Source organism: Paenibacillus tianjinensis, from assembly GCF_017086365.1.
Classification (GTDB): Bacteria; Bacillota; Bacilli; order Paenibacillales; family Paenibacillaceae; genus Paenibacillus_AQ; species Paenibacillus_AQ tianjinensis.
This window is the reverse complement of record NZ_CP070969.1, coordinates 352807-375487: the sequence shown is the minus strand read 5'-3', so window position 1 is coordinate 375487 and position 22681 is coordinate 352807. Positions and strand designations below refer to the sequence as shown.

Annotated in this window: 18 protein-coding genes and 1 pseudogene; 10 read left to right on the top strand and 9 right to left on the bottom strand. The window is 53.9% G+C overall.

Features of this window, described 5'->3' with window-relative positions:
* The first annotated feature begins 61 nt into the window (after nt 1-61).
* On the top strand, nt 62-1321 hold the full coding sequence (locus JRJ22_RS01635) for an MFS transporter (RefSeq protein ID WP_206102859.1): 1260 nt from the start codon (nt 62-64) through the stop codon (nt 1319-1321).
* 564 nt (nt 1322-1885) lie between these two features.
* On the opposite strand, the gene clpB is transcribed toward JRJ22_RS01635, so the two are convergent.
* The 5 genes from clpB to JRJ22_RS01610 form a co-directional block, all read right to left on the bottom strand.
* Nucleotides 1886-4525, bottom strand: a complete 2640-nt coding sequence (clpB, locus tag JRJ22_RS01630; protein ID WP_206102858.1) for an ATP-dependent chaperone ClpB — start codon at nt 4523-4525, stop codon at nt 1886-1888.
* A gap of 53 nt (nt 4526-4578) precedes the next feature.
* Nucleotides 4579-5574 (bottom strand): DnaJ C-terminal domain-containing protein, encoded by a 996-nt coding sequence (locus tag JRJ22_RS29395; RefSeq protein ID WP_206102857.1) that lies wholly within the window; start codon nt 5572-5574, stop codon nt 4579-4581.
* A 232-nt stretch (nt 5575-5806) separates the two neighbouring features.
* Nucleotides 5807-6274: an Hsp20/alpha crystallin family protein gene (locus JRJ22_RS01620; RefSeq protein ID WP_206102856.1), complete on the bottom strand. Its 468-nt coding sequence runs from the start codon at nt 6272-6274 to the stop codon at nt 5807-5809.
* 186 nt (nt 6275-6460) lie between these two features.
* Nucleotides 6461-7015, bottom strand: coding sequence for a GNAT family N-acetyltransferase (locus JRJ22_RS01615; protein WP_206102855.1), 555 nt, complete (start codon nt 7013-7015; stop codon nt 6461-6463).
* A gap of 134 nt (nt 7016-7149) precedes the next feature.
* Complete coding sequence (locus tag JRJ22_RS01610) at nt 7150-8085, bottom strand: VanZ family protein (RefSeq protein WP_206102854.1); 936 nt, start codon at nt 8083-8085, stop codon at nt 7150-7152.
* 384 nt (nt 8086-8469) lie between these two features.
* Here JRJ22_RS01610 and JRJ22_RS01605 point away from each other — a divergent pair, with 384 nt between their 5' ends.
* On the top strand, nt 8470-9123 hold the full coding sequence (locus JRJ22_RS01605) for a TetR/AcrR family transcriptional regulator (protein ID WP_206102853.1): 654 nt from the start codon (nt 8470-8472) through the stop codon (nt 9121-9123).
* A gap of 108 nt (nt 9124-9231) precedes the next feature.
* Nucleotides 9232-10143: an oxidoreductase gene (locus tag JRJ22_RS01600; protein WP_206102852.1), complete on the top strand. Its 912-nt coding sequence runs from the start codon at nt 9232-9234 to the stop codon at nt 10141-10143.
* A gap of 471 nt (nt 10144-10614) precedes the next feature.
* Here the strand turns inward: JRJ22_RS01600 and JRJ22_RS01595 are convergent, their stop codons facing one another.
* Nucleotides 10615-10962, bottom strand: a complete 348-nt coding sequence (locus JRJ22_RS01595; RefSeq protein WP_206102851.1) for a hypothetical protein — start codon at nt 10960-10962, stop codon at nt 10615-10617.
* A 201-nt stretch (nt 10963-11163) separates the two neighbouring features.
* On the opposite strand from JRJ22_RS01595, the pseudogene JRJ22_RS01590 reads away from it, so the two are divergent.
* The 4 genes and pseudogenes from JRJ22_RS01590 to JRJ22_RS01575 form a co-directional block, all read left to right on the top strand.
* A pseudogene (locus JRJ22_RS01590) lies at nt 11164-11250 on the top strand (VOC family protein); the annotation flags it as partial.
* A 256-nt stretch (nt 11251-11506) separates the two neighbouring features.
* The gene (locus tag JRJ22_RS01585; protein WP_206102850.1) at nt 11507-12631 is read left to right on the top strand and encodes a S41 family peptidase; all 1125 of its coding nucleotides are present in this window, start codon (nt 11507-11509) and stop codon (nt 12629-12631) included.
* Nucleotides 12632-12795: 164 nt separating this feature from the next.
* The gene (locus JRJ22_RS01580; RefSeq protein WP_206102849.1) at nt 12796-13389 is read left to right on the top strand and encodes an RNA polymerase sigma factor; all 594 of its coding nucleotides are present in this window, start codon (nt 12796-12798) and stop codon (nt 13387-13389) included.
* Nucleotides 13346-14284, top strand: coding sequence for a hypothetical protein (locus JRJ22_RS01575; protein ID WP_206102848.1), 939 nt, complete (start codon nt 13346-13348; stop codon nt 14282-14284). The genes JRJ22_RS01580 and JRJ22_RS01575 overlap by 44 nt, the downstream gene beginning before the upstream one ends.
* A 30-nt stretch (nt 14285-14314) precedes the next feature.
* Here the strand turns inward: JRJ22_RS01575 and JRJ22_RS01570 are convergent, their stop codons facing one another.
* From JRJ22_RS01570 to JRJ22_RS01560, 3 genes are read right to left on the bottom strand one after another with little or no spacing between them, the layout of a single operon-like run.
* Nucleotides 14315-15220 (bottom strand): DNA-3-methyladenine glycosylase family protein, encoded by a 906-nt coding sequence (locus JRJ22_RS01570; RefSeq protein ID WP_206102847.1) that lies wholly within the window; start codon nt 15218-15220, stop codon nt 14315-14317.
* Complete coding sequence (locus JRJ22_RS29390) at nt 15201-15797, bottom strand: methylated-DNA--[protein]-cysteine S-methyltransferase (RefSeq protein WP_269751865.1); 597 nt, start codon at nt 15795-15797, stop codon at nt 15201-15203. Before JRJ22_RS29390 ends, JRJ22_RS01570 begins: the two co-directional genes overlap by 20 nt.
* Entirely contained in the window at nt 15778-16365 is a 588-nt protein-coding gene (locus JRJ22_RS01560; RefSeq protein WP_206102846.1) for an Ada metal-binding domain-containing protein, read from the bottom strand. The genes JRJ22_RS29390 and JRJ22_RS01560 overlap by 20 nt, the downstream gene beginning before the upstream one ends.
* A gap of 167 nt (nt 16366-16532) precedes the next feature.
* Here JRJ22_RS01560 and JRJ22_RS01555 point away from each other — a divergent pair, with 167 nt between their 5' ends.
* The 3 genes from JRJ22_RS01555 to JRJ22_RS01545 all read left to right on the top strand — a co-directional run bounded on the left by JRJ22_RS01555 (nt 16533) and on the right by JRJ22_RS01545 (nt 22241).
* On the top strand, nt 16533-17159 hold the full coding sequence (locus tag JRJ22_RS01555) for a hypothetical protein (protein ID WP_206102845.1): 627 nt from the start codon (nt 16533-16535) through the stop codon (nt 17157-17159).
* A gap of 445 nt (nt 17160-17604) precedes the next feature.
* Entirely contained in the window at nt 17605-19239 is a 1635-nt protein-coding gene (locus JRJ22_RS01550) for an SWIM zinc finger family protein (protein WP_206102844.1), read from the top strand.
* On the top strand, nt 19236-22241 hold the full coding sequence (locus JRJ22_RS01545) for a DEAD/DEAH box helicase (RefSeq protein WP_206102843.1): 3006 nt from the start codon (nt 19236-19238) through the stop codon (nt 22239-22241). Before JRJ22_RS01550 ends, JRJ22_RS01545 begins: the two co-directional genes overlap by 4 nt.
* Nucleotides 22242-22681: the final 440 nt, after the last annotated feature.

The following is a 22681-nucleotide window of genomic DNA, read 5'->3' as shown; positions in this document are numbered from 1 at the left end:
TAATGGACCTCATGCGGTTTGGGCTCCAAACCCAGTGATTTCAAAATCCAGGAGGTACATCTTGAAGGCTGACATCCGTCCAACACCGGCATCATCATCCAAACGCAATTACATTCTGCAGCTGCTGACCGTATTCGTCGGCTTTCTGATTTTTGGCTTTTCTGAAAATATTAAAGGGCCCGCTATCCCGCGTATCCAGAGCGATCTCCGGCTGGATGAAATGCAGCTCGGGACGCTGCTGTCGCTGAACTCGCTCGGTTATCTGCTGGCCTGCACCTTCACTGCACTATTAATCCGTAAAATCGGTATCAAGGCGGTAAGCCTGCTCGCCTTCGGCTCAATGGCTGTATCCGGCGTGTTCATCTTCCTGTCTCATAGCTACCCGGCGCTGTCGAGCTCATTTTTCCTGATGTATATCGGCAACGGGATGCTGGAGATTGGCCTGGCGGTGCTCGGTGCGCGGATTTTTGTGAAAAATACCGGCACGATGATGAATCTGTCCCATTTCTTCTATGGTCTTAGCTCCACCATCGCGCCGCTGATTTCTTCCGGGCTGATGACCGTCACGATATTTGGCCATATGCTGGATTGGCGGGGCGTCTATCTGATTATTCTCATGTTATCCGTCCTCCCGATGATTCCGGCCTTTCTCGGCAAATTCCCGGGCGATGCTACGCTGACAGAGGACCGTATTCCGTTATCGTCCATCTCCCGCGATCCGGTGATCTGGCTGCTGGTCGCGGTGCTGTCGTTCGGTGTTATTTCGGAGCTGGCGGTCGGCGGCTGGCTGGTTAACTTTCTGGAAAAAGCCTACGGCTGGCGTTCCGCCTCTGCTGCGGGCATGCTGTCCGCCTTTTTTCTCTGCTTCACGCTGGCCCGGCTCATTCTCGGCCCCGTGACCGACAAAATCGGCTTCGCCCTCTCGCTGATTCTTTTCTCCGCATTCTCCGGGCTGTGCACGTTCGCTGCCATCCTGCTCGGGGAGTCCGGTGCCGTCCTGTTTGCTATTGCCGGTGTCGGCATCGCGCCGGTCTATCCGACCATTATGGCGCTGATCGCCGACCGGTACCGCCAGGGCAGCGATACGGCGATTACCTTCATCGTCACCCTGATGGGCGTAGCCAGTGTGCTGGGTAACTACTTCATCGGCGCGATCACCGAGGAGATCAAGCAGCTGTTCTCCTCCGGTGCCGAGGAAGGTGCAGGGCTGCTACGCGGACTGCAGGCGGGATACGGCTTCATCGGCCTGTGCGCCCTGCTCTGTTCAGCCTTCGCTTATCTGCTGTACCGTCATTTGCAGAAGAAGGGTGAGCTGCTGTGAGAAATCGTACGGCTGCGGTTCCTGCGAATTTCCGCTATCATTGTCGCCGTAAAAGACCGCCAGCTCGATTGTAATTTGTACAGCAGATCCGCCTTAAAATGGCGCAAACAGCATTCTGCTGCATTTGATGCAGCAGATTATGCCCGGAATCCCCTTTTTTCCGCAAATCAGCGAATTCCACTGTATGAAGTACAATCGGAGCCCTATATTAGGCCAACCGCCGGAAATCTGCTGCATATTTTGCAATAGATTCCGCGGATAACCACTTTTCGCTCCATATACAGCCTCCAGTGTGAACAAATCTGCCCAAATATCGCTTATGTATTACTCTAATTGCACTCTGTACAGCTGCTTTGAGTTAAAAACACCCAATTGGGTTTGTAGCTGTATTTGGTGCAATTAAAATTCCCTCAATAGGCAAATTAAGCTGAAAAACATAAAATAGCTGCACTAAATACAGCTTCACCTGCGATGTAACAATTGCCGGTGCATTTAACTGTATGAAGTGCAGCTATTTGCTTTATGGAGTTAGCTTAAGTTGAACAGCGGCAGCACTCAGCAGGCTTAAACCCTAGGCGCTCCAGCCGCCTCAGGACGCCGGATGGCCACATTCAGCCTGCCGTCCGCCTCATCAACCGCCAGGATTGAGCCTTCCTCCGCTTCCCCAGCGATCAGCGCCCGCGCAACGGGAGTCTCCAGGCTGCGCTGGATGAAGCGTTTCAGCGGTCTTGCGCCGTACACTGGATCGAAGCCCTCCCGGGCAATGAACCGCACCGCCGCTTCGCTCAGCGTAAGGCCGATTCCCCGTTCAGCCAGACGTGTACGCAAACCATCCGCCAGTTTGACAACAATCTGCCCGATTTCGCCCAGCGTCAGCGGCTTGAACATTACAATGTCATCCACCCGGTTCAGGAATTCAGGACGGAAATGGCCGCTCAGCTCCTTCATCACCCGGTCTTTGACCGCCTGCGTCAGCTCCCCGTTATCATCTGTACCCTGGATGAGATGCGGCGAGCCGATATTAGAAGTCATTATAACAATCGTGTTCTTGAAATCCACGATCCGGCCTTGGGAATCGGTCAGCCGCCCGTCATCCAGCAGCTGCAGCAGGATGTTGAAGACATCCGGGTGCGCCTTTTCCACTTCGTCCAGCAGTACAACGGTGTACGGCTGGCGGCGGACCGCCTCCGTAAGCTGGCCGCCTTCCTCATAGCCGATATATCCCGGAGGCGCACCCACGAGCCGGGAGACGCTGTGCTTCTCCATGTACTCTGACATGTCGATACGGATCATGCCGTCCTCCCGGTCGAACAGTGAGACGGCCAGCGCTTTCGCCAGCTCCGTCTTGCCGACACCAGTCGGGCCGAGGAACAGGAACGAACCGATCGGACGGTTCGGGTCCTTAATTCCGGCCCGGGCACGCAGCACGGCGTCAGCCACAAGCGACACCGCCTCCTCCTGCCCGACGACCCGCTCATGCAGCGTCTCCTCCAGCCGCAGCAGCTTATCCCGCTCGCCTTCCACCAGTCTGCTGACCGGAACTCCGGTCCAGCGGGACACGATATCGGCGATCTCCTCTTCGGTCACAGCCTCGCGCAGCAGCCGGCTCTCCTGATCCTGCTGGGCCGCTTCCTCGGCAGCCTTAACCTGCTTCTCCAGCTCAGGAATAATGCCGTAGCTCAGCTCCGCTGACTTATTCAGGTCGTAGGCCTCCTGCGCGTCAACCAGGTCTTTGCGGGCCTGCTCCAGTCTTTTTTTCAGGTCGCGGATGCCCTGAATTGCTGACTTTTCCTTCTCCCAGCGGGCCGTCATGCCCAGATGTTTCTCTTTCAGATCCGCCAGCTCCCGCTGCAGGATCTCCAGGCGGCGGGCGCTGGCATCGTCGGTTTCCTTTTTCAGCGCGGCTTCTTCAATCTCCATCTGCATCAGGCGGCGGGTAACCTCATCCATCTCACCCGGCATGGAGTCAATCTCGGTACGGATCATTGCGCAGGCTTCATCCACCAGATCAATCGCCTTATCCGGCAGGAAGCGGTCGGTGATATAGCGGTTGGATAACACGCCCGCAGCAACAAGTGCGCTGTCATGGATTTTGACCCCATGATGCACCTCGAACCGCTCCTTCAAGCCGCGCAGAATCGAAATCGTGTCCTCGACATCCGGCTCGCTGACCAGCACCTGCTGGAAGCGGCGCTCCAGCGCCGGGTCCTTCTCGATGTATTTGCGGTATTCATCCAGTGTTGTCGCCCCGATACAGTGCAGCTCGCCGCGGGCCAGCATCGGCTTCAGCATATTCCCGGCATCCATCGCGCCTTCGGTTTTGCCTGCACCGACAATCGTGTGCAGCTCATCGATAAAAAGGATAATCCGGCCGTTGCTTTCGCGGATCTCTTTCAATACGGCCTGCAGCCGCTCCTCGAATTCCCCGCGGTATTTGGCCCCGGCGACCAGGGCGCTCATATCCAGTGAGAAGATCGTCTTATCCTTCAGCCCCTCCGGCACATCCCTGCGGACAATCCGGTGAGCCAGACCTTCGACAATCGCTGTCTTCCCTACGCCGGGTTCGCCGATCAGCACCGGATTGTTCTTCGTCTTGCGGGAGAGGATACGAATCACCCGGCGGATTTCCCCGTCGCGTCCGATGACAGGATCGATCTTGCCGGCCCGTACCTCAGCCACCAGATCACGGCCGTATTTCTCCAGCACCTCATAGGTGGCCTCCGGCTCCCGGCTGGTCACCCGCTGGTGGCCGCGGATGTCCGCCAGCACCGCCAGCAGCTTGTCGCGGGTCACGCCGCGGCTGGTGAAGAGTCCGCGCAGCTCCCGGTTCGCGCTGCCCGTGTCCGAGACCATCGCCAGTACGGCGTGCTCCACGGCCACGAACTCATCCTGCATCGCGGCCGCTTCCTTCTCGGCCTGATCCAGCACCTCCAGCAGCGATGCCGAGGCATAGCGCCGCATCGTTCCTGCACCCGATCCGCTGACACTCGGCTTCCTCTGCAGCAGCTCCTCCGTGCCGCGCAGCAGCTCGGCTGCAGGAATGTTCATCTTCTGCAGCAGCCGCGGCAGCAGACCTTCATGCTGCTGAAGAAGCGCCTTCAGCAGATGGAGATTGTCAATCTCCTGATGGCCACTTGCCGCAGCCAGCGACTGTGCCGCGGCAACGGCTTCCTGCAGCTTTTGCGTTAATTTATTGAAATCCATGGTCTCCATCACCTTTCCTCTGGAACTTGTTCCTTATCTGTTATTACCCGCTGTTACCCCATCGCAGCCTTCGGCCGCCGCGTTCCGCCGCCCTGCCGTTTCGCTCCGGCCTGGAAGCTGGATGCTTCGGCCAGCTTACGGTATAGATTCTTCTCTTCGATGCTGGTATCCGGCGGGATTACTATTTCAATCAGGAACAGAATGTCCCCGTTTCCGCCGCTCTGGCGCTTCAGCCCCTTGCCGGGAACACGCAGCGTTCGGCCGCCTGCTGTTCCGGCCGGAATCTTCAGCTTGATGCTGCTGCCGTCAGGCAGCGGAACCTTCGCTTCTCCGCCAAGCACAGCCTGCCAGGGAGCAATTTCAACCGCACCGTACAGATCGCCGTCTTCCGCCTCGTAAAGCTCATGCGGAGCAAGATGCAGCACAATCAGCAGGTCGTCTATCCCGGCTGCACCTTTCTCAGCGCTACCCGGCACACGAATGACCGTTCCTTCCGGAGAACGCGCCGGGATGCTTACCGTGACATCCTTTCCGCCCACCTGCACCCTGACGTTTCCGCCCTTATAGGCCTGCTCCAGCGTAATCTCCAGCTGAGCCTGCATGATGCCCTGCGTTCCGCCGAAGCTGCTGCCGCTGCCGGAGAAAAAATCAAACCCGGACCGGTCCGCCGCGCCGCGGCTGCCAAAGAACATACTGAACAAATCCTCTTCAGGAATCCCGCCGGCGGTGGAATAGCTTCCGCTCCAGCCCGCACCAAACGGCGACTCCCGGCCGGAACCGGACGAAGCGCCGGAGGTTCTCCAGGCTCCCGACTGCCCGGGCCGGCCTGCCCCGTAACGAAGCTCCTCATCATAGGCTTTGCGCTTTTCTTCGTTGCCGAGCACCTCGTAGGCTTCCGCCGCTTCCTTGAATTTTTCTTCGGCGCCCGGGGCCTTGTTGACATCGGGATGCCATTGTTTGGCCAGCTTCTGATAGGCTTTTTTGATCTCCTGCCTGCTAGCCTGCTTGCTTACGCCAAGCGCTTCATAGTAGTTTTTTGCCGCCACCATGGCCCTCTCCTTTCGCTAATTTCCTATACGAATCCGCTCATCTATTTATTCTATCCGTTTCCCAAAAAAAGACGCACCATAGCCGGTATCCCCCACTACAATGCGCCTTTTTATGAACTGCTATATGAAAAGCCCGGTGAAGCTGCCGTGACTGCGGAGCTCAGAGGGGACTTCGGCTGGCCGCCGGCCCGGAACTCACTGCTTCAGCACCTTCGCGCGAGACTTGAACAGCTTACTGAAGCTGCGGTCCGGTAGTCCCGTGGTCCTGAATCTCGATGCGTTTGCCGGCTGATTTCTGCCGTTTTGGCACTTCAAGCAACAGCAGTCCATCCTTAAGTGAAGCGCGGATTTCGTCTTCGTTAATATCCTGCACATAGAAACGGCGGACATATTCTCCGTAGCGGCGCTCCCGGCGCACGATCTTGTGATCTTCATTCTCCTGGCTGTTCTCATCCTTGCGCACGGCTTTAATCGTCAGATAAGGGCTGGCATAATCAATGTCGATTTCTTCTTTTTTGAAGCCGGGCAGTTCAGCCTCAATCAGATACGCCTGCTCACTCTCGCGGATATCCGTCCGGAAAGACAGGGTGGAACTGGTCATCGGGGCAAAAAAATCATCGTTGAACACTTCATTTAAAGACTTTGCCAATGCACCAAATACGTCATCTCTGCGTTTTCCAAAAGGAACCAAATCAAACATCGCTCATTCTCCTCTCATTGACTTTTAATTTGACTTTGACTTTATTTGACCTTCTGGTTTTATTATAGTTCTGCCTCTCCAGAATCTCAAAACCGGTATACGCCAAAAAACCGGGAAATCCCGGCGTTTTGGCTGATTTTGCAGATGGTTTTTGGGTATAATTCACTTTTTGACCTATTTTGACCTTTATTTTAAATAGCGCTCCCGGTACTCATTCTCCAGCATGCTCATCATTACAGCATCATGGTACTCATGATTATAGAAAAGCGTATGCCGCCGCACGCCCTCCCGGACAAAGCCGACGCTCTCATAGACATGGGCAGCACGGCTGTTAAACGAATAGACCTCCAGCTCAATCCGGTGCAGGTTCAGAATGCCGAAGCCGTAGTCAAGCATCAGGATCAGCGCTTCCCGGCCATATCCCTTATTCTGATGCCGCTCGTCACCGATCGCGAGGCGCAGACCAGCGGAGCGGTTGCCACGGTCCATATCCTGAATGGCGATGTCACCGATCACCTCATCCGTTTCTTTTAGGGCAATCAACAGCAGTACTGCACTGTCATCCCCTGCTTTTCGGTCGATATATGCTGAGATCTGCTCTTTGTTGATATGCCTCTGCGTCCCTGTGAGCCTGCGTACCTCTGCACCATAGAACATATGATAATACTGCTCGGCATCCTCCCCGTTCAGCGGGCGCAGGTATACGTTGTCTCCTATTAACAAACCTGAATGCTTGCTCACAATTCCATCCCCTGTCTCTTTTGGTATCTTTATGATATTTCAGAACTGTATATTTTAAAATAGAAAAAACCGTTATACAGGTTGGAACACTCTTGTCAGCCTACTCTCTCCCAACTGCACTTGATCTTTCCCCTTTACCAGTTCCAGTCGTATTTCATCTCCCTAAACCCAACATCCCATATTTTCACATCCCCCTCCAGGGTGATTGTGAGCTCATTAGCCCCTTGAATATAAACGGAGGTCATCCCAATTTCATGGCTTTGGGCTTCTGCGGATGTGGATAGATACTCCTGGCCGTCGGCAGATATACGCAGACTCCCATGAGAATCCTCTTGATCTGGAATCCCGTAATTCAAGTAGAGATAAAGCTCCTTTTTGTCCAGCGTGTACGTGTACGTCACCATATTTTTGTCTTCGGTGCTATACGCATTATACTGGGGTTCTACGTTCTGTCCGCCCAGTTGGAAGCTGTCCCGCATTGTTCCGCTTGGTGAATTTATACTGCTGCTCTTCAGCTCGTTTAACGCGACAAAGGGGCCTAATTCTTTAGTGAGCGCTTTGTCGACAACCTCGAAGATCCCCCAAACTCCAATTATCAGGAGAACAACGGAGATGCCCGTAGCAGCTATGTTTGTCCAGATCTTTTCTGTACGATATCCTAATCTATACGCCCCGAATCCGATCGCCGCGCCTGATGCATTTTGAATAACGTCGTTCATATCAAAGCTTCCGAGCAAAGTGAGTGCCTGAACGGTTTCCAGTACAAGGATAGACAGGATGAATAAGATCATGAAACGAAGGAAGCCTACCCGATATAACAACAGTATCAAGATACCAAAAGGGATGAAGGCCACAATGTTTCCAAAACCCACAATATCCATCAGCGTAGGATGTAGAAGATCAGATAGACTCGGAAGCTTAAAAAAACCATCAGGTAAAAATAGAAAGGTGTGACCCGTCTCCCGATCCAGGGTATCTGTTCTGCCTAAACCGAAAAACATAAAATAAAGAATGAAAACCGTATATGCTAAGGTTATGGCTAAAATAATTTTACGTTGCTTAGTATCCATCTTTTTCTCCTTTATCTTTTGTTAATTCTTATTGATTCTGGCGCCAATAACTCCTCCACCCTTGCCCGACTGGATGTTGGATCATTGTAACCCGCCATCTTGCGCACACTCTTCCAATAAGTATAAGGAATTCCGGCAATAATTCCGCTCTTTTTATGATACGTTTCAGCGCGCTGTCTGTAACGGCAAGTTTTTGGACCATCCTTTGCGGGATGGTCCTGTCTTTTTTGACATTCTTTATTTAAGATATCTCTCTCAAATTAATCTCATCTACATACGTTCCGGAGCCCGAACGGCGCCTCCATTCCTGTCCCTGATTCAATATGTGATTCGCGGCAGATATGCTATAGTTTATATATAAATATGTACTTACGGGGTGATCCCATGGACTGGAAAAGAGCAAGGTCAACGGAGCAAATCGAATCCAGAAAGCAAGAGATTCTGGATGCAGCCTATAGACTGTTCGAAGAAACAGAATACGATCATATTACATTAAATGGTATTGCAAGAGAGCTTCAGATAAGCAAGCCTAGTATCTACAGATATTTTAGCAGCCGCGAAGAGATTTTTCTGGACATATATGGCCAAGAGTATGAACGCTTTACCAAGGAGCTTATTGGAGAATTAATGCAACTAAGTACTGATCCGCTGCCGACAGAAGTGAGCTTCATATGGGTAAAGGTATACCAGAATCATCCCAAGCTACTAAAGCTGATGCCGTATCTCGGAGTTGCTCTAGAAAGGAATAGCTCGGAACCCTCATTGAAAAGCTTCAAGGCGACGAATATTGACTTACAGGAACAGCTTGCAAAGCAGCTTACGGTCCTCTATCCAACATTGACGATACAGGACGGCTTTTATATCCAGTACTATGTTTTCCTTATCGCTTCTTCGCTATGGACTTTATCCAATCCGACTGAACCGATGCAGCAGATATTACGCGGTTACCAACATTTAAACATCGACTACAGCTTCAACCACGTTTTGTCCCAAGGAATAGAAGTGCATATCAATAATTTTATTCAGAAAAAACAGTAGGATGCCTATAATTCTTGTTGGCATCCTTCTTTACAGTTTACAAGTTACCGATGGTATGTTATTTTTAATGTACCAGTGGTAACTTAAATTGTTTGGAGGAGAACTGCTATGGAAAATCCTAGATGGAGCGAAGAACAGATCAAGGACCTGAATCATGCCGTTGTAATCATTACCGGAGGCAACTCGGGGCTTGGGCTTGAGCAAGCTAAAGTACTTGCCCGCAAAGGCGCGACCGTGATATTAGCTGTAAGGGACATGGATCGAGGCCATGCAGCTGCACTGGCAATACAGAATGCATATCCTAGCGCAACCGTAGAAGCAATGAAGCTGGACCTCACGGATTTGGAATCCGTCAGATCCTTTTGTAGCATGTTTCAAGAGAATTACAACCGGCTTGATATTCTGATCAATAATGCAGGTGTAATGATGCCACCGCACAGCTTGACAAAAGATGGGTTTGAGCTGCAATTCGGCGTGAACCATCTGGGACATTTTGCACTGACAGGGTTGCTCCTGCCGGTAATCATGCGGACAGAATACGCCAGAGTGGTAACCGTAAGTAGTCTGGCAAACTCATGGAAGGGAACTAATATATATTTTCAGGATCTGCAATGGAGTACAAATTACGATAGACAACGGGCTTATTCCCAGAGCAAATTGGCTAATATTCTATTCGCCTATGAGCTTGATAGAAGATGGAAAGCAGAGGGGCTTCATAACCTATCATTATGTGCACACCCCGGTTGGTCTGTGACTAATCTGCAGCATCATATGAATGGTATTATGAAGCGGATCGCTCATTTCCTCTCGCAGCCGGCAGAAATGGGGGCTCTGCCCATTTTAAGAGCCGCCACAGACCCTAATGTGAAGGGTGGAGAATATTTCGGACCCTCAGGCAAAAATCAGCGCAAAGGCTATCCTATACAAGTTGAATCCGGTAACCTTACCCATGACAGAATGCTGGCGGAGCGTTTATGGAAAATATCCGAGGAATTAACGAGAGTAACCTATCCTATATGAAGATCACACAAACTTTCGCACTCGCCAAAATGAATTAGAAAAAGGATATCTCCGTGGCGTTGAATACCTGCTCTAACAGGCTGCATCGGAAATATCCTCTCATCAAAGAATCGATAAGGCTCTCTCCGACGTTCGCCGCGGAGCTGTGCGTAAATTTGAGTGGTCGATGCTTTCTCATGACCGAGCATACCTTGGTTGAAATCTAAGGGGGCACTCTGTCGTAAAGTAAATTCCTCTTTGCTTCGATCCCTTCCCATTAGCCCCCTCTAGTTCCTTCTTTTCTCTTACTTAGCTAAAGGTGAACTCCTGCAAATTCATGAGCCTGCGTGAGAAAACCAAATCATTTTGAGGGAGCGGAATGCTCGTTAACCGTAACAACGTTAGACGTACCTTTTTCGCGTAGTGTTCCCTCCACCCCTAGAGTCTTCACTCTTGTCCCCGATGGGGTTGGATTTGATTTCACATAACAAGCTATCTCCCTCTACCTGAGTAAATAATATTCCTTAACTGGATGACGTGACTTTTAAGCTCTTTCTCTCTCTCCAAAAAGTAGAGCGAAGCTTGCAGCAACGGGAAGTTCGGTTCCGCTTTACGATTTTCGTTCTGGATAAAATGGTAAACCTCTTTCAACTCCGAACGATGTTTTACGCCGGATGGAAGAACATTAAGGGCCGAATCTATCTCCCGGAACAGCTCGGTAAGGAACTGCTCTCTCTCCCCTTGGCGGTCCTTGAGCCCCCAGCTTAAATACCTCTCGAACGAAGCCTGTTTCAGCAGAGAGGCCGTCATATGCTTAACGAGCACATTGAGCTTATCCAAAATGAACGTTTACACAGATTCCTTTTACATCTATACAGGGGCATGGATTCCTATTCCGTTGATGGCGCTAACGTTTTTTATTGTTGTATCATCGCAAATTAGCAAGTTATCTACCTACTGGGATTTAATTATCAATGTTGCTCATCATGCCGTTCATTACTCGCTTTATCGTAAAGTGCTTTAAACTAGATGTTAGGTCAGGAAGAGCTGTATTTCAGCCCTGCCTACGGCATGGTTACCGACAAGTTCGGCGTAACCTTCCAGATCTTCACGAAGCGGGAACGGTAAGCAGGGCCGCAAGCAGGATTATGATGAGATGAACTGCTGCTGTGCGGCGTCATTTCAAGACAAAATGCCATGACATTCTACTGGAGTAGAGCGTCATGGCATTTTCATTTTTTTCACGGAAATTAAAGATCCGGCCTATATCTAAAAATTAAATAATATCCATAAAATTAATTATTTGGTAAAATTGAGGTTGTCTTTATCCTCCTGCAGTCCGAAGAGCAGCCTTACCCTGGACTGGAAACCAGACTTACAGCTCATGAAGCAGGAAATGCGCCAGAAAGAGGTAAGTCTTGCAACGAACAGCGGGCGTGCCGCGGCATTCAGCAGCAAGATCGATGAAATGATCGGCAGACTTCCGGACTATGACAATGATGACCAGGTCAAAATTGACCTATCCAAGGCAATCGCCTCACTTGGGCAGGTGCACACCAATCTGGGGCTGGCGGAGGAAAAGGTGCTTCCGTTCAGGCTGTATATGTGGCAAGGGCGTTTATATGTCATCGACACTCTTACCGTCTATTCGGAGGTTCTATACACAGAGCTTACGGAGATTAACAATTCGCCTGTCAGTTCTGTAATTGATCAGCTTACGGACGTCATCTCCCGGGATAATGAACAGGGACTGCTGGTGAACATCCCGCGCTACATCATTCGGCCATCCATATTGCATGGGCTGGGGGTTATTGCGGACAAGAGCAGGATCAGCCTGACCTTCAGACAGGAGGACGGAACGGATGTCCAAAAGACGGTTCAGCCGGTGTCCCAGAATGACAGCACACTGAATTTAATCAGTCCATATAAGGATACCTTATTGGCATCAATCAACAGTAAACGGAATTACAGCTTTACGAATTTGTCCGCAGAGCAGACGTTGTATGTGGCTTATAACAGTTGTGCAGAAGACTCTGAATACCCGGTCAAGCGATTTGTACAGGACATCAAGACATCACTAAAGGCTTCGCCGGTGCAGAAAGTCATTGTAGATTTGCGGGCTAATGGGGGAGGGGACTCAAGGATCATCAAGCCGTTAAAGACAAGCTTATTGCAGGAACCCACACTCAAAAATCACGTGCTTGTCCTTATCGGGCGCGGCACCGCTTCTTCAGCGATGATGAATGCCTCAGAATTCCGCGAGGAGCTGCAGGCCAAGCTGCTGGGTGAGCCGACCAACGGCAGTCCCAATAAGCCGGGGGAGATTCAGTTCCTGCAGCTTCCGGAGACCGGGCTTACTGTTACCTACAGCACCACCGAGTTCCATTTCTCTGACTCAGCGGATGATGCACTGATGCCTGATATCCCCGTGGACTATACAATCAGCGACTATAGACAAGGGATCGACCCGGTACTAAATGCCGCACTGGCATACCGCTTTCAGGATTGAGAGCTTATCAGTACCTTGCCCCGCGATAATTACGGATCAAGCCCCGTCCTTCACAAATGAAGGACAGGGCTTTTTTTCGTCTGCAAATTCGGCTATGCTTTCTGAAAAAATGTCACATTCCCCTTCCATCATCCGTTGTACAGATTGAAAGGGGGTGAGCAGCCTTGGAGGATGAAGTTCTGCATAAGACTATTAACCAGGTACTGGACGGTAATATTGATGAGTTCGAGAGTATTGTACTTCTCTATCAGAAGCCGATTGTTCTCTACTGCTATCACATGCTCGGTTCTTATCCGGAAGCTGAGGACAATGCCCAGGAGGTTTTCCTCAAAGCCTACCGCTCCTTATCCAAATACAACCCTGGGGTTCCATTCGCAGCCTGGCTGTACAAAATTGCCTATCATCAGTGCATTGATGTAATGCGCAAACGGAAGCTGACGAAGGCACTTAGTCTTTTTTACCAGGATGAGAAGGAGCACAGGCCGGTGGATCAGCATATTGAAGCTGAGTACCCGGACGAAAAGGTTCAGCGGGCGATGGCGATGCTGTCGGCGGAGGAACGAAACTTGTTAATCCTGCGCAGTGTGGAGGAAATGAGCTATCAGGACATCAGCCTGATTCTGCATCAGAACAGCACCCGTCTGCGGAAAAAATTCGAGCGGAGCGCCAGGAAATTCCGGAAATATTATGCGAATGCGAAGGGAGAGGACCGCTATGCCGGCTTACAACGAAAAGGAATTGAAAGAAATCCTTATTAATGCAGTACCCGGGGAGGCCGATCTGTCCGGGAGTGTGATGAGACGGCTGTATGCCGGGCAACAGATAAAGGAGCGATTCTTCATGAAATACAAAATCGGGGTACTGGTAATCACGGGGCTGCTGCTGACAGCTTCCTCCGGCTTCGCCGCAGTACATTACCAGACGTTGAACAATAAGGACGGAGAGGTAACCTATCAGGTAAAGCCCGCTACAGAATTCCCGGCGGTTCAGCAGGAAGAGATTGAACGCCTTGATTACAGCAGGGATTTAGCCGGACAGCTGCTGCAGGAGGGCACGGCTGCCATCTTTTACGTCGTTCCCCACAACCCCGGCGGAGTAACAGATACCCGGTCCAAGCCTGTCACCTATACCGATTTGCCAACGCTGCAAGCAAGGCTGTCCGGACAATCCGTCTTCCTTACAGATGCTCTTCCAGACGGATATTCTTTTCATAGCGCTTCGGTCTATTACAAGCCGGTCAATCTGCTTAGCCCTCCCTCCCCAACCGAAGCTGCAGCTACCGCAGACAAGCTGCGGGTGATGGCAGAGCAATCGGGCCAAGATTATGCCATGGTTCCGGTGAAGCTGTCAGATCAGCTGCTTAATATGACAGCATCCTACCGGCAGGGAGAGCAGGAAATCACAGTCAGTATCAGCAAATCCGCCGGCCCCGCTACCACCTATGTGGACGAGAGTGTTGATTTCACCGCAGAGAAGCTGGTTGTACACGGGGTAGAAATGATTTACACCCAATACAAGGGAGGCAATAGCCTTACATGGTCTGCCGGGATTCCCGGCGGGCAAGAGCTTCTGTATTATCAGATGGATGAAATGAGCGGGCAGTATTTCAGTAAAGAAGAGATGATCCGGTTGGCGGAGCCGTTTCTGAAGTAGACCCGGAGGGTTCCGCCAAAGTATTCCTTCTCAATACAGTGCCCGCCACAAGTAAAAGGTGGCGTAAGCCTCCCAGCCGTGCCAAGGCCTCGCCAGTTCCAGCAGCTCTGCTGGCGTAGGCTTGCGGTCCATGCCGGTGAGGAATTTCACCGCATTTTGCAGGCCCACATCGCCGATAGGATATGCGGTGGTATCGCGCAGGCAGCGCATCCGCACATACTGCGAGGTCCATGGCCCGATCCCGCGGAGCTTCAGCAGCCGCTGCTCGGCGGCCTCCGGGGACGGAAGGGCCAGCAGCTCTTCCCGGCTGAGTCCGCCTCCGGCAATCAGCGCAGCTACCTCCAGCACGGTCCGCGCTTTGTTGCGGGTCAGCTGCAGGCTGCACAGCTCATCCTGCGTGACCGTCAGGAATACCTCCGGCCGCGGAAAATGATAATAGGTATGTCCTTCATACTCCAGCGACTCTCCGTATTCAGCGGTGAGCCGCTGTTTCAGCCTGTAGGCAAAGGCCAGATTGACCTGCTGGCCCAGTATCGCCCAGCATAAAGCTTCGAACAGATCAGGAATTCCGATGATCCGCAGGCCCCGTTCACTTACTGCCAGCGGCCGGAGCAGCGGGTCTGCATCAGCGATCCGGTAGAACGGGGCCAGATCGCGGTCCAGATCGAACCATTCCACGATGTAGCGCGCCAGATCAGCCATAGCCTCCGCGCCAGGACGGGCACCGGCCAGCAAGGCAGCCTTCAGGCGCAGCGGCTGGTCCTCCGCTATGGTCAGCCTGACCAGCGCCGGCGCTCCTTCCAGAATAAACAGCCGGTTGACCCCCTCGCTATCTGAACGGAACAAACATTCCAGCGGTGAGCGGTTCATATAGGCCAGACAAGCGCCCAGGTCAAAAAACTCCGGCAGCGGCAGCTCAAAAAGCAAATCGTTCATGACCCGCCGCCCCCACATGCGTAATGCCTTCCAGCGCCAGCAGCTCCTGCTTCAGCTTCAGGCCGCCCCGGTAACCGGTTAATGTGCCGTTAGCGCCGATCACCCGGTGACAGGGCACGATGACCGGTATCGGGTTCTGCCCGTTGGCCGCGCCCACCGCACGGACCGCCAGCGGTCTGCCGATCTGCACGGAAAGCTCCTTGTACGTAGCAACGCCGCCGTAAGGAATCTGCGTCAGCCCCCTCCAGACCTCCTGCTGAAATGCCGTTCCCCATAAGTCGAGCGGGATGTCAGCGAAGCTGACCGGATTTCCGGCAAAATAGCCCTCCAGCAGACTAATGACACCCATATCGGTAAAAACTTCCGCGTTCTCTTCCAGCTCATGAAAAGGAGCATAGAGGTTCAGCCAGCCATCCGGCAGACGGCCCTGATCCTGCTCATAGGATACCCGGATCAGACCCTTATCACTGGCCCATAAGGTCCATCCCCTGTTGCCGAGACGAAGCGTATGGTGATAGATCTTAACCGGCTTAGCGGTTACGCTCTTCCTGATGTTCTTAGCGGTCTTCAGGTTCAAGTGAATTCCCTCCCTTGTATTGATTGCGGTATTCCGTTGGCGGCAGACCGTTCTTCCGCGCAAACCAGGCGGCGAAATGGGATGCGCCCTGAAAGCCGACCGCCCGCCCGATTTCATTAGCCGGCAAATCCGTAGCCACCAGCAGTTCGCAGGCCTTCGCTATCCGCAGCTGATCCAGCTTCACGGCAGGTGACTGGCCGGTTACACGTGTATAGGTCCGCTGCAGGTGGAACGGGCTGACCTTCAGCTGTTCAGCCAGCTTCGGCAGCGTCAGCTTCTCTGCAAGCTGCACCTCCATAATAACATCCGCCTGGGCGGCAAGCACCGCGTCGGGCCGGAGCACGCCGCCTTCCTCCGGGCGGCATCGTTTACAGGGGCGGAAGCCCGCGCGGGCCGCCTCCTCTAAAGACGTATAGAACTTTACATTTCCTGCCTTGGGCGTTCTGGCCCGGCAGGACGGGCGGCAGACAATACGGGTAGTAAGCACTGCCGTATAATATACCCCGTCATAGGTCGGTTCGCGGTTGACTACGGAATCATAGATACGCTCAAACAATGCTTGGTCCATATGAAATCACCTCATACGGCCAGTATAAACGATTGCTTTTCCCTTATGCAGCCCTTTGGAATAGGAGAGCAAGATTACGACAGTATGCTGCTGCCTGTATAAGACTCACCTTATAAAATATGGTAATATTATAATAATTTCCATTTTATATGAATAAGGAGGGACTTATGCGTAAATTCACGTGGCCGCTAAGCAGTATTATTCTTTCCGTTGCTTTACTAACCGGCTGTAATTCAAATTCGTCCGGAAGCCATAATCATCCTGAAAGCGCAGCTCCTGCCAGCGAAAGCGCCGCACCCTCACCACAGAGCGCAGCACCGTCAGCGGAGTCCGCTGCCCCGGCTAAGGAAGACATTCCGCCCGCTGAACTGGATGCGGCCTTGAAAGCCGCGACCGAATATAAGAATGCCGAGTACACGGTCAAAGCCTCCGCAGATGTTATGTCTATCGAATCCATAGAGCAGCGTAATGAAGTGATGAAGCCTTATTTTACCGAGGAATTCTACCAAAAAGCAGTCAGCACGCGCTACACCGCCCTGCCCCTGCAGGTCGTCCACAAGCAGCAGCTGTCCATCCGGCCGGATAACCTGCAGTTTACGCTTAGTGACGGCCACAAGCAGGATATCGCGGAACTGAAGTATAGCGTGGATCTTGTACTACTGAATGAGGAAGGCCAGGAACAGCAGCGAGTGCCGATGGAGGGGATTTTAACATTATTTAAAATCGAAGGAGCGTGGCTGGTGCAGGGAGACCGGTTCGACAATGCTGCGTTCAGCAAGCTCATAAATGAATAGTGCGAAGCATATAAGTTCTTATTTTAAAAAAAAGAATCCTCCAGATACGCCTTTATGGTGTACGGAGGGTTCTTCTATATACTGCCCGATCTGAGGGGCTATCGGCTGCCGGAGGATTTTTCTTCCTCATATGCCGGAATAATAGCGAATAATAGGCCGTAATGAACACGGATCGAAGTCACGATTACGGAAGCGGCTACCAGCGCGGTTGCTGTTTCTGCTACGGGCAGCTTCGGCGCATCCTCCCAGGAGGCTCTGTAGCCATATCCGCTTGAAACAACGGAATGATCCTAAAATTTATCACACGGATCGAGCGGGGGCATCATTGGTCAGGAAACTGCTCACTTATTAGAAACGAAAGAGTAGCAAGCTCATCCTTTTTAGGTGCTATAATAGGGGAACAAAGCAGGAACAAAGAATATTTTGCTACAGGAGACCGATTGCGATGCAGCCAAACTATGCCCTGGATGATGCCGAATGGGACAAGCTCATTTCGGATGCGGCCTATTATTTCGATGATTTAACCCTGAAGCGGGGATTTCAATATTTTAAGCAGAACCGGGTGCAGACATTCTCCATCAGTGAACCCCGGAAAATGAGGGCAATGGTTGAGGGCCGGGAAAACTATGGCGTCTATATCAACCTGGACAATTTCCCAGGCAATTATTGTGATTGTCCGGTGAATGAACCCTGTAAGCATATAGCGGCGGTACTCATGTATTATGCTGATGCGCAAAAGCGGTCCGTAGCTTCCCTGGCCAATGCCAAGGCGGTCGTCAGCCGCCCCAAAGCAGCTGCTGCCAGTACCGGTCCGGCAGGAACCGGGAGCCGCAGCGCCTTGGTGAAAAAGCTAGGCGGACTTATTCCCGGAGGGACGGTGGCCCAGTGGCGCGAATATCTTCAGCTGCTCACCTCTCCGCTCGCACATACGGTGCGGAACCCCCAGTATGCCGACAGGGCACTGGCCGCCATTGCCGAGGCGAAGCCGGAGCTCTCCCCTGCCGCCGGTATGCTGTTCAAGCTGCATGCCCATCTCTTCATCCTGGAGAATCTGCTGAGACCTGCCCTGCCTGCAGCAGCGGCCCCCGTCCTAGGCTATTCGCTCGGCTATTATACCGCCGTTGCCGTCTCTGAGCTGCAGGCCGCCGTAACCCGCCTGATGAATCAACCGCTGCCGCTCACGGAGGAACCCGGAGAGTGGCAGCGGGTGATGGATACCTTATCCTATCTGCGGCAGGAGATGCTGACGGAAGCGCGTGACCGCTCGCGTGACCAGCCTTACTTCTCCGCCTGCTATGAACTGCTCTGGAGAAAATGGATTGCTCCAAACACGGACGGAGCGGCCCTCTATTCGGAAGAGCTGGACGCCCTGCGCCAGGCCGGACAGGAACTCGGAGCTGCACATTCGGGCCAATCGCTGCTGCTGGCTGAGAGCCGGATGTATTACCTGCTCAGCGACGACCGGGCGGCATGGGAGATGCTCCGCAAGACAGCGCAGCGGCCCGGCATTTATCCGGATGAGCTGATGAGCTTCCTTATCCCGCTCGCCGAAGCCGGACACTGGTCACGCCTCACATCATGGCTTGCTGAAATCGGCCCCCTGCTGACCAGCCGGTTGTACAATCTCAGCGATTATGCAGGGTACTGGAAAGAAGCGGTCCGGCGTTTACCGGAGACCGAACCGCTGATGTGGGACACGCTGTCCGGCATGCTGCCGATATCCCGGGAAATTTACGAAGACCTGCTGCTGGACTATGGCAAATGGCAGGACTGGATGGATTATCAGCTATCTTCCGGCAAAGCCCCTTCCGATTTCCGTGTCAGCGATCTCCAGCCGCTGGAGAAAAATGCGCCTGAGCTGCTGCTGCCCTTCTATCACCAAGCCGTGGAACGGTTTGTGGTGGAGAAAAACCGGCATAGCTATAAAGCAGCCGTCAAACTGATGAAGCGGTTAGCCAAGCTGTATAAGAAGCTTAAACGCGAGGAGCGCTGGGAGGAATTCTTAGAAGTCTTCACCTCCCGGAACAGCAGGCTGCGTGCCCTGCAGGAAGAGCTGCGGAAAGGAAAGCTGATCCCATGAGCAAGTATATGCGCAATATTACCGTCCAGCTCGCCCTGACCAAGTACGGAGATGCCCTGATTTACGCCGTCGACGACAGGGACGACTACGTTCCCGGTGTTCAGCTGAAGCAGAAGCTGTTTGCCTGGCATGAAGCGTCTTTTTATGGAACGGAGCTGACCCTGCAAAACGCGGATGGCGTGGAGCTGGTAGTTCTGCCTGCCGAGCAGGTGGTCCCGTTCTTCGCGGATCTCCGGCTGCTCCGGCATGTGGGCTGGAGCTGGCAGGGCGATGCCGCCCTGCTGACCGAGCTGGCCCCGGCTGTCTCCATGCTGCTGGCAGAGAAGCAGTATGTACCCAGCTTCGCCGCTTACCGCGAAGGCCAGCTCCAGTGGAACTGGGACGACAAGGCCCTCCGGCAGCTGGCCGAAGGGAACGGCAAGCTTACAGCCGCGCTGCGCGGGCTGGCTGAACGGCGCGGACTGGCCGAGGGGCTCAGCGCCGCCTTCTCAGCGGCGGTGTTCCAGCGCTACTACGGCACGGAAGCCGAAGCCGGCGACCTGCGCAGCGAATTCCCGCTGCTGTTCAGCAGCAGCGGAGCATCAGCTCTCGGAGTCGATGCCGAGAGCTGGCTGATGTCCATCGGCTGGAAAGCCGACACCGCGCCGTTCCGGCCGGCGCTGCAGCTGCTGGAGCCGGACGCGGACACGTCCTACTGGCGGCTCCGGCTGCTCCTGCAGGACAAGCGCGATGAATCCGCGCTTGTGCCGCTGCGGCTCACCGGGGACGGCGAGCCGCACGGCCAGTGGCCCGCATCGTGGACGGCCCACGTCCGCGAGCGGGCGGCCGGGTGGCTCTCGCGGCTGCGCGAGAGCCTGCCCGGCGGGCACATCGGCCACGGGGACGATGTGCTCGGGGAACCGCTCAGCGACGCGCTCGCGTGGCGGTTCCTGACGCAGGACAGCCGGCTGCTGCTGGAAGCCGGCTGGCAGGTGCTGCTGCCGGCGTGGTGGGAGGCCGCCAGCCGCCGGAAACCGCGCCTGCGCGCCAAGATCAGCTCCGGCGAGGGCAGCCGCAGCGGCGGCAAGTCGCTGTTCGGGCTGGATGCGCTGGTCGATTTCGACTGGCGCATCTCGATCGGCGACGCCGACCTCTCAGAGGCGGAGTTCGCCGAGCTGGTCGCCCGGGGCGAACGGCTCGTACAGTTCCGGGGCAAGTGGATTCCGCTTGACCCCGCCCTGCTGGCCCAGATCCAGCGGGCCATGGCCGGGATGGACAAGTCGCGCGGCTTGTCCTTCCAGGACGTATTGCAGCTGCATCTGCTAGGCAGCGGCGAAGAAGAATTAAGCGGGGAAGCCGCAGCAGAACAGGCTGAGGAGCAGGCGGCCCGCGTCCGGCTGGAGGTGGAGCTGAACGAGCATCTGGTCCACCTGATCGGCCAGCTTGGCCAGCGTGCCCAATGGCCGAAGCCGGAGGTGCCGGCCGGACTGCACGCCGAGCTCCGCAGCTATCAGCATGAAGGCTTTGCCTGGCTGGCCTTTCTCCGGCGCTTCGGCCTCGGGGCTGTCCTGGCCGACGACATGGGCCTTGGCAAGACCGTGCAGCTGATCTCCTATCTGCTGCATCTGAAAGAGCTGGGTGCGGATCCGGCGGTGAACCTGCCGCAGACCGATCCTCCGGGCTGGCCTGCACTGATTATCTGCCCGACCTCCGTACTCGGCAACTGGCAGAAGGAGCTGCAGCGCTTCGCCCCGTCTCTGAACGTCATGCTGCACTATGGCAGCAGGCGGCTGAATGCCGGGTATTTCTACGGTGCAGCTTCGCAGGCCGATGTAGTCTTGACCTCCTACGCCACGGCATCGCTTGACCAGGAGCTGCTGCAGCAGTTCACCTGGGCTGCTGTATGTCTCGATGAAGCGCAGAACATCAAAAACGCCGGGACGAAGCAGTCTGCAGCGGTACGCAGCTTCCCGGCCCTGCACCGGATTGCCCTGACGGGAACGCCGATTGAGAACCGGCTGTCGGAGCTGTGGTCGATCTATGATTTTATTACACCGGGCTACCTGGGCAGCGCCAAGTCCTTCCAGGACCGGTTCGCAAACGCGATAGAGAAAGAACGGAATCCCGAGCGGACAGCGGATCTGCAGCGGGTCGTGAAGCCCTTCATGCTGCGCCGCAAAAAGAAAGATCCCAATATTCAGCTGGATCTTCCCGATAAGAATGAAATGAAGACCTATGTCAATCTGACCGCTGAGCAGGCTGCCCTCTATGACCAGCATGTAACCGGACTGCTGGAGAAGATGAACAAGCTGGAAGGTATTGAACGTAAAGGTGCCATTCTCGCTGCGTTAACCAGCCTTAAGCAGCTCTGTGATCATCCTGTACTGCTGACGAAAGAGGCCCTTCCAGATCCGGCCGCGGAAGGCGGGGCGGGCACCGCCTCCCTGATTGAGCGTTCCGCGAAGCTGGAACGGCTGCTGGCGATGGTGCGGGAGCTGCGCGAAGAGAACGAACGCTGCCTGATCTTCACCCAGTATGTCGGCATGGGCCAGATGCTCCAGTCCGTGCTCCAGCAGGAGCTGAAGGAACCTGTGCTATATCTGAACGGCAGCACCTCCAAGCAAGCCCGTGACCGCATGATTGAGCAGTTCCAGGCCCCTTCACCTCCGGACGGGTCTCCAGGGTCAGCCGGTCAGCCGAATGTATTCATCCTCTCACTGAAAGCGGGCGGAGTCGGCCTCAATCTGACCGCAGCCAACCATGTCTTCCATTTCGACCGCTGGTGGAATCCGGCTGTGGAGAATCAAGCCACGGACCGCGCCTACCGGATGGGCCAGACCAAGGATGTGCAGGTGCATAAATTCATCTCGCTTGGAACCCTGGAGGAACGCATTGACGAGATGCTGGAGAGCAAGCAGCAGCTCAGCGATGATGTCATCTCCGGCTCCGAGAACTGGATTACCGAGCTGTCCACGGATGCGCTGAAGGATCTGTTCACCCTGCGGCGGGAGTGGGTAAGCTGATTTGCCAGAAAATAATGGATATGCTAAGATGGACTCAACTTTTAGGAACGGAGGGTTGCAAATGAATGTGATAGATTTTATCCGGATTCGTACTTTGCGCGGCTAATTCAGATATGAATAGCGCTAAAGTTCTGCCCATGTGCAGAGGACTCAGGATAGGTCTATCCATTTTTAAAGGCAGCCCGCAGTTTGACCGGGCGGACAGGGAATCATGTGCCGCCTTCGCCTTTAGAAATCGCATTTCCATAGAAATTGATCACCTTAACCGGGCAGCGTGGAATAGGCTTCCTACTTCCCTCTGCCGGTGCCGGTTCTTTCGTTCATTTTCGCTGTGGGGTGCGCCAGCTGGTTGATGCCGTGCATGCCAATGCATGGCCTTCCCGGCCTATTCTATTTCCTCTAATTCAAGCACAGGCAGATTACCGCCTGTGCTTTTTCAT

What these genes read in the sequence shown, in the direction of transcription:
- JRJ22_RS01550 (WP_206102844.1), top strand. Translation starts at nt 17,605, where the DNA reads ATGCAGCCAAACTATGCCCTGGATGATGCCGAATGGGACAAGCTCATT.
- JRJ22_RS01570 (WP_206102847.1), bottom strand. Translation starts at nt 15,220, where the DNA reads ATGAACGATTTGCTTTTTGAGCTGCCGCTGCCGGAGTTTTTTGACCTG.
- JRJ22_RS01605 (WP_206102853.1), top strand. Translation starts at nt 8,470, where the DNA reads ATGGACTGGAAAAGAGCAAGGTCAACGGAGCAAATCGAATCCAGAAAG.
- JRJ22_RS01600 (WP_206102852.1), top strand. Translation starts at nt 9,232, where the DNA reads ATGGAAAATCCTAGATGGAGCGAAGAACAGATCAAGGACCTGAATCAT.
- JRJ22_RS01575 (WP_206102848.1), top strand. Translation starts at nt 13,346, where the DNA reads ATGCCGGCTTACAACGAAAAGGAATTGAAAGAAATCCTTATTAATGCA.
- JRJ22_RS01545 (WP_206102843.1), top strand. Translation starts at nt 19,236, where the DNA reads ATGAGCAAGTATATGCGCAATATTACCGTCCAGCTCGCCCTGACCAAG.
- JRJ22_RS01560 (WP_206102846.1), bottom strand. Translation starts at nt 16,365, where the DNA reads ATGGACCAAGCATTGTTTGAGCGTATCTATGATTCCGTAGTCAACCGC.
- JRJ22_RS01620 (WP_206102856.1), bottom strand. Translation starts at nt 6,274, where the DNA reads ATGTTTGATTTGGTTCCTTTTGGAAAACGCAGAGATGACGTATTTGGT.
- clpB (WP_206102858.1), bottom strand. Translation starts at nt 4,525, where the DNA reads ATGGATTTCAATAAATTAACGCAAAAGCTGCAGGAAGCCGTTGCCGCG.
- JRJ22_RS01555 (WP_206102845.1), top strand. Translation starts at nt 16,533, where the DNA reads ATGCGTAAATTCACGTGGCCGCTAAGCAGTATTATTCTTTCCGTTGCT.
- JRJ22_RS01585 (WP_206102850.1), top strand. Translation starts at nt 11,507, where the DNA reads ATGAAGCAGGAAATGCGCCAGAAAGAGGTAAGTCTTGCAACGAACAGC.
- JRJ22_RS29395 (WP_206102857.1), bottom strand. Translation starts at nt 5,574, where the DNA reads ATGGTGGCGGCAAAAAACTACTATGAAGCGCTTGGCGTAAGCAAGCAG.
- JRJ22_RS01610 (WP_206102854.1), bottom strand. Translation starts at nt 8,085, where the DNA reads ATGGATACTAAGCAACGTAAAATTATTTTAGCCATAACCTTAGCATAT.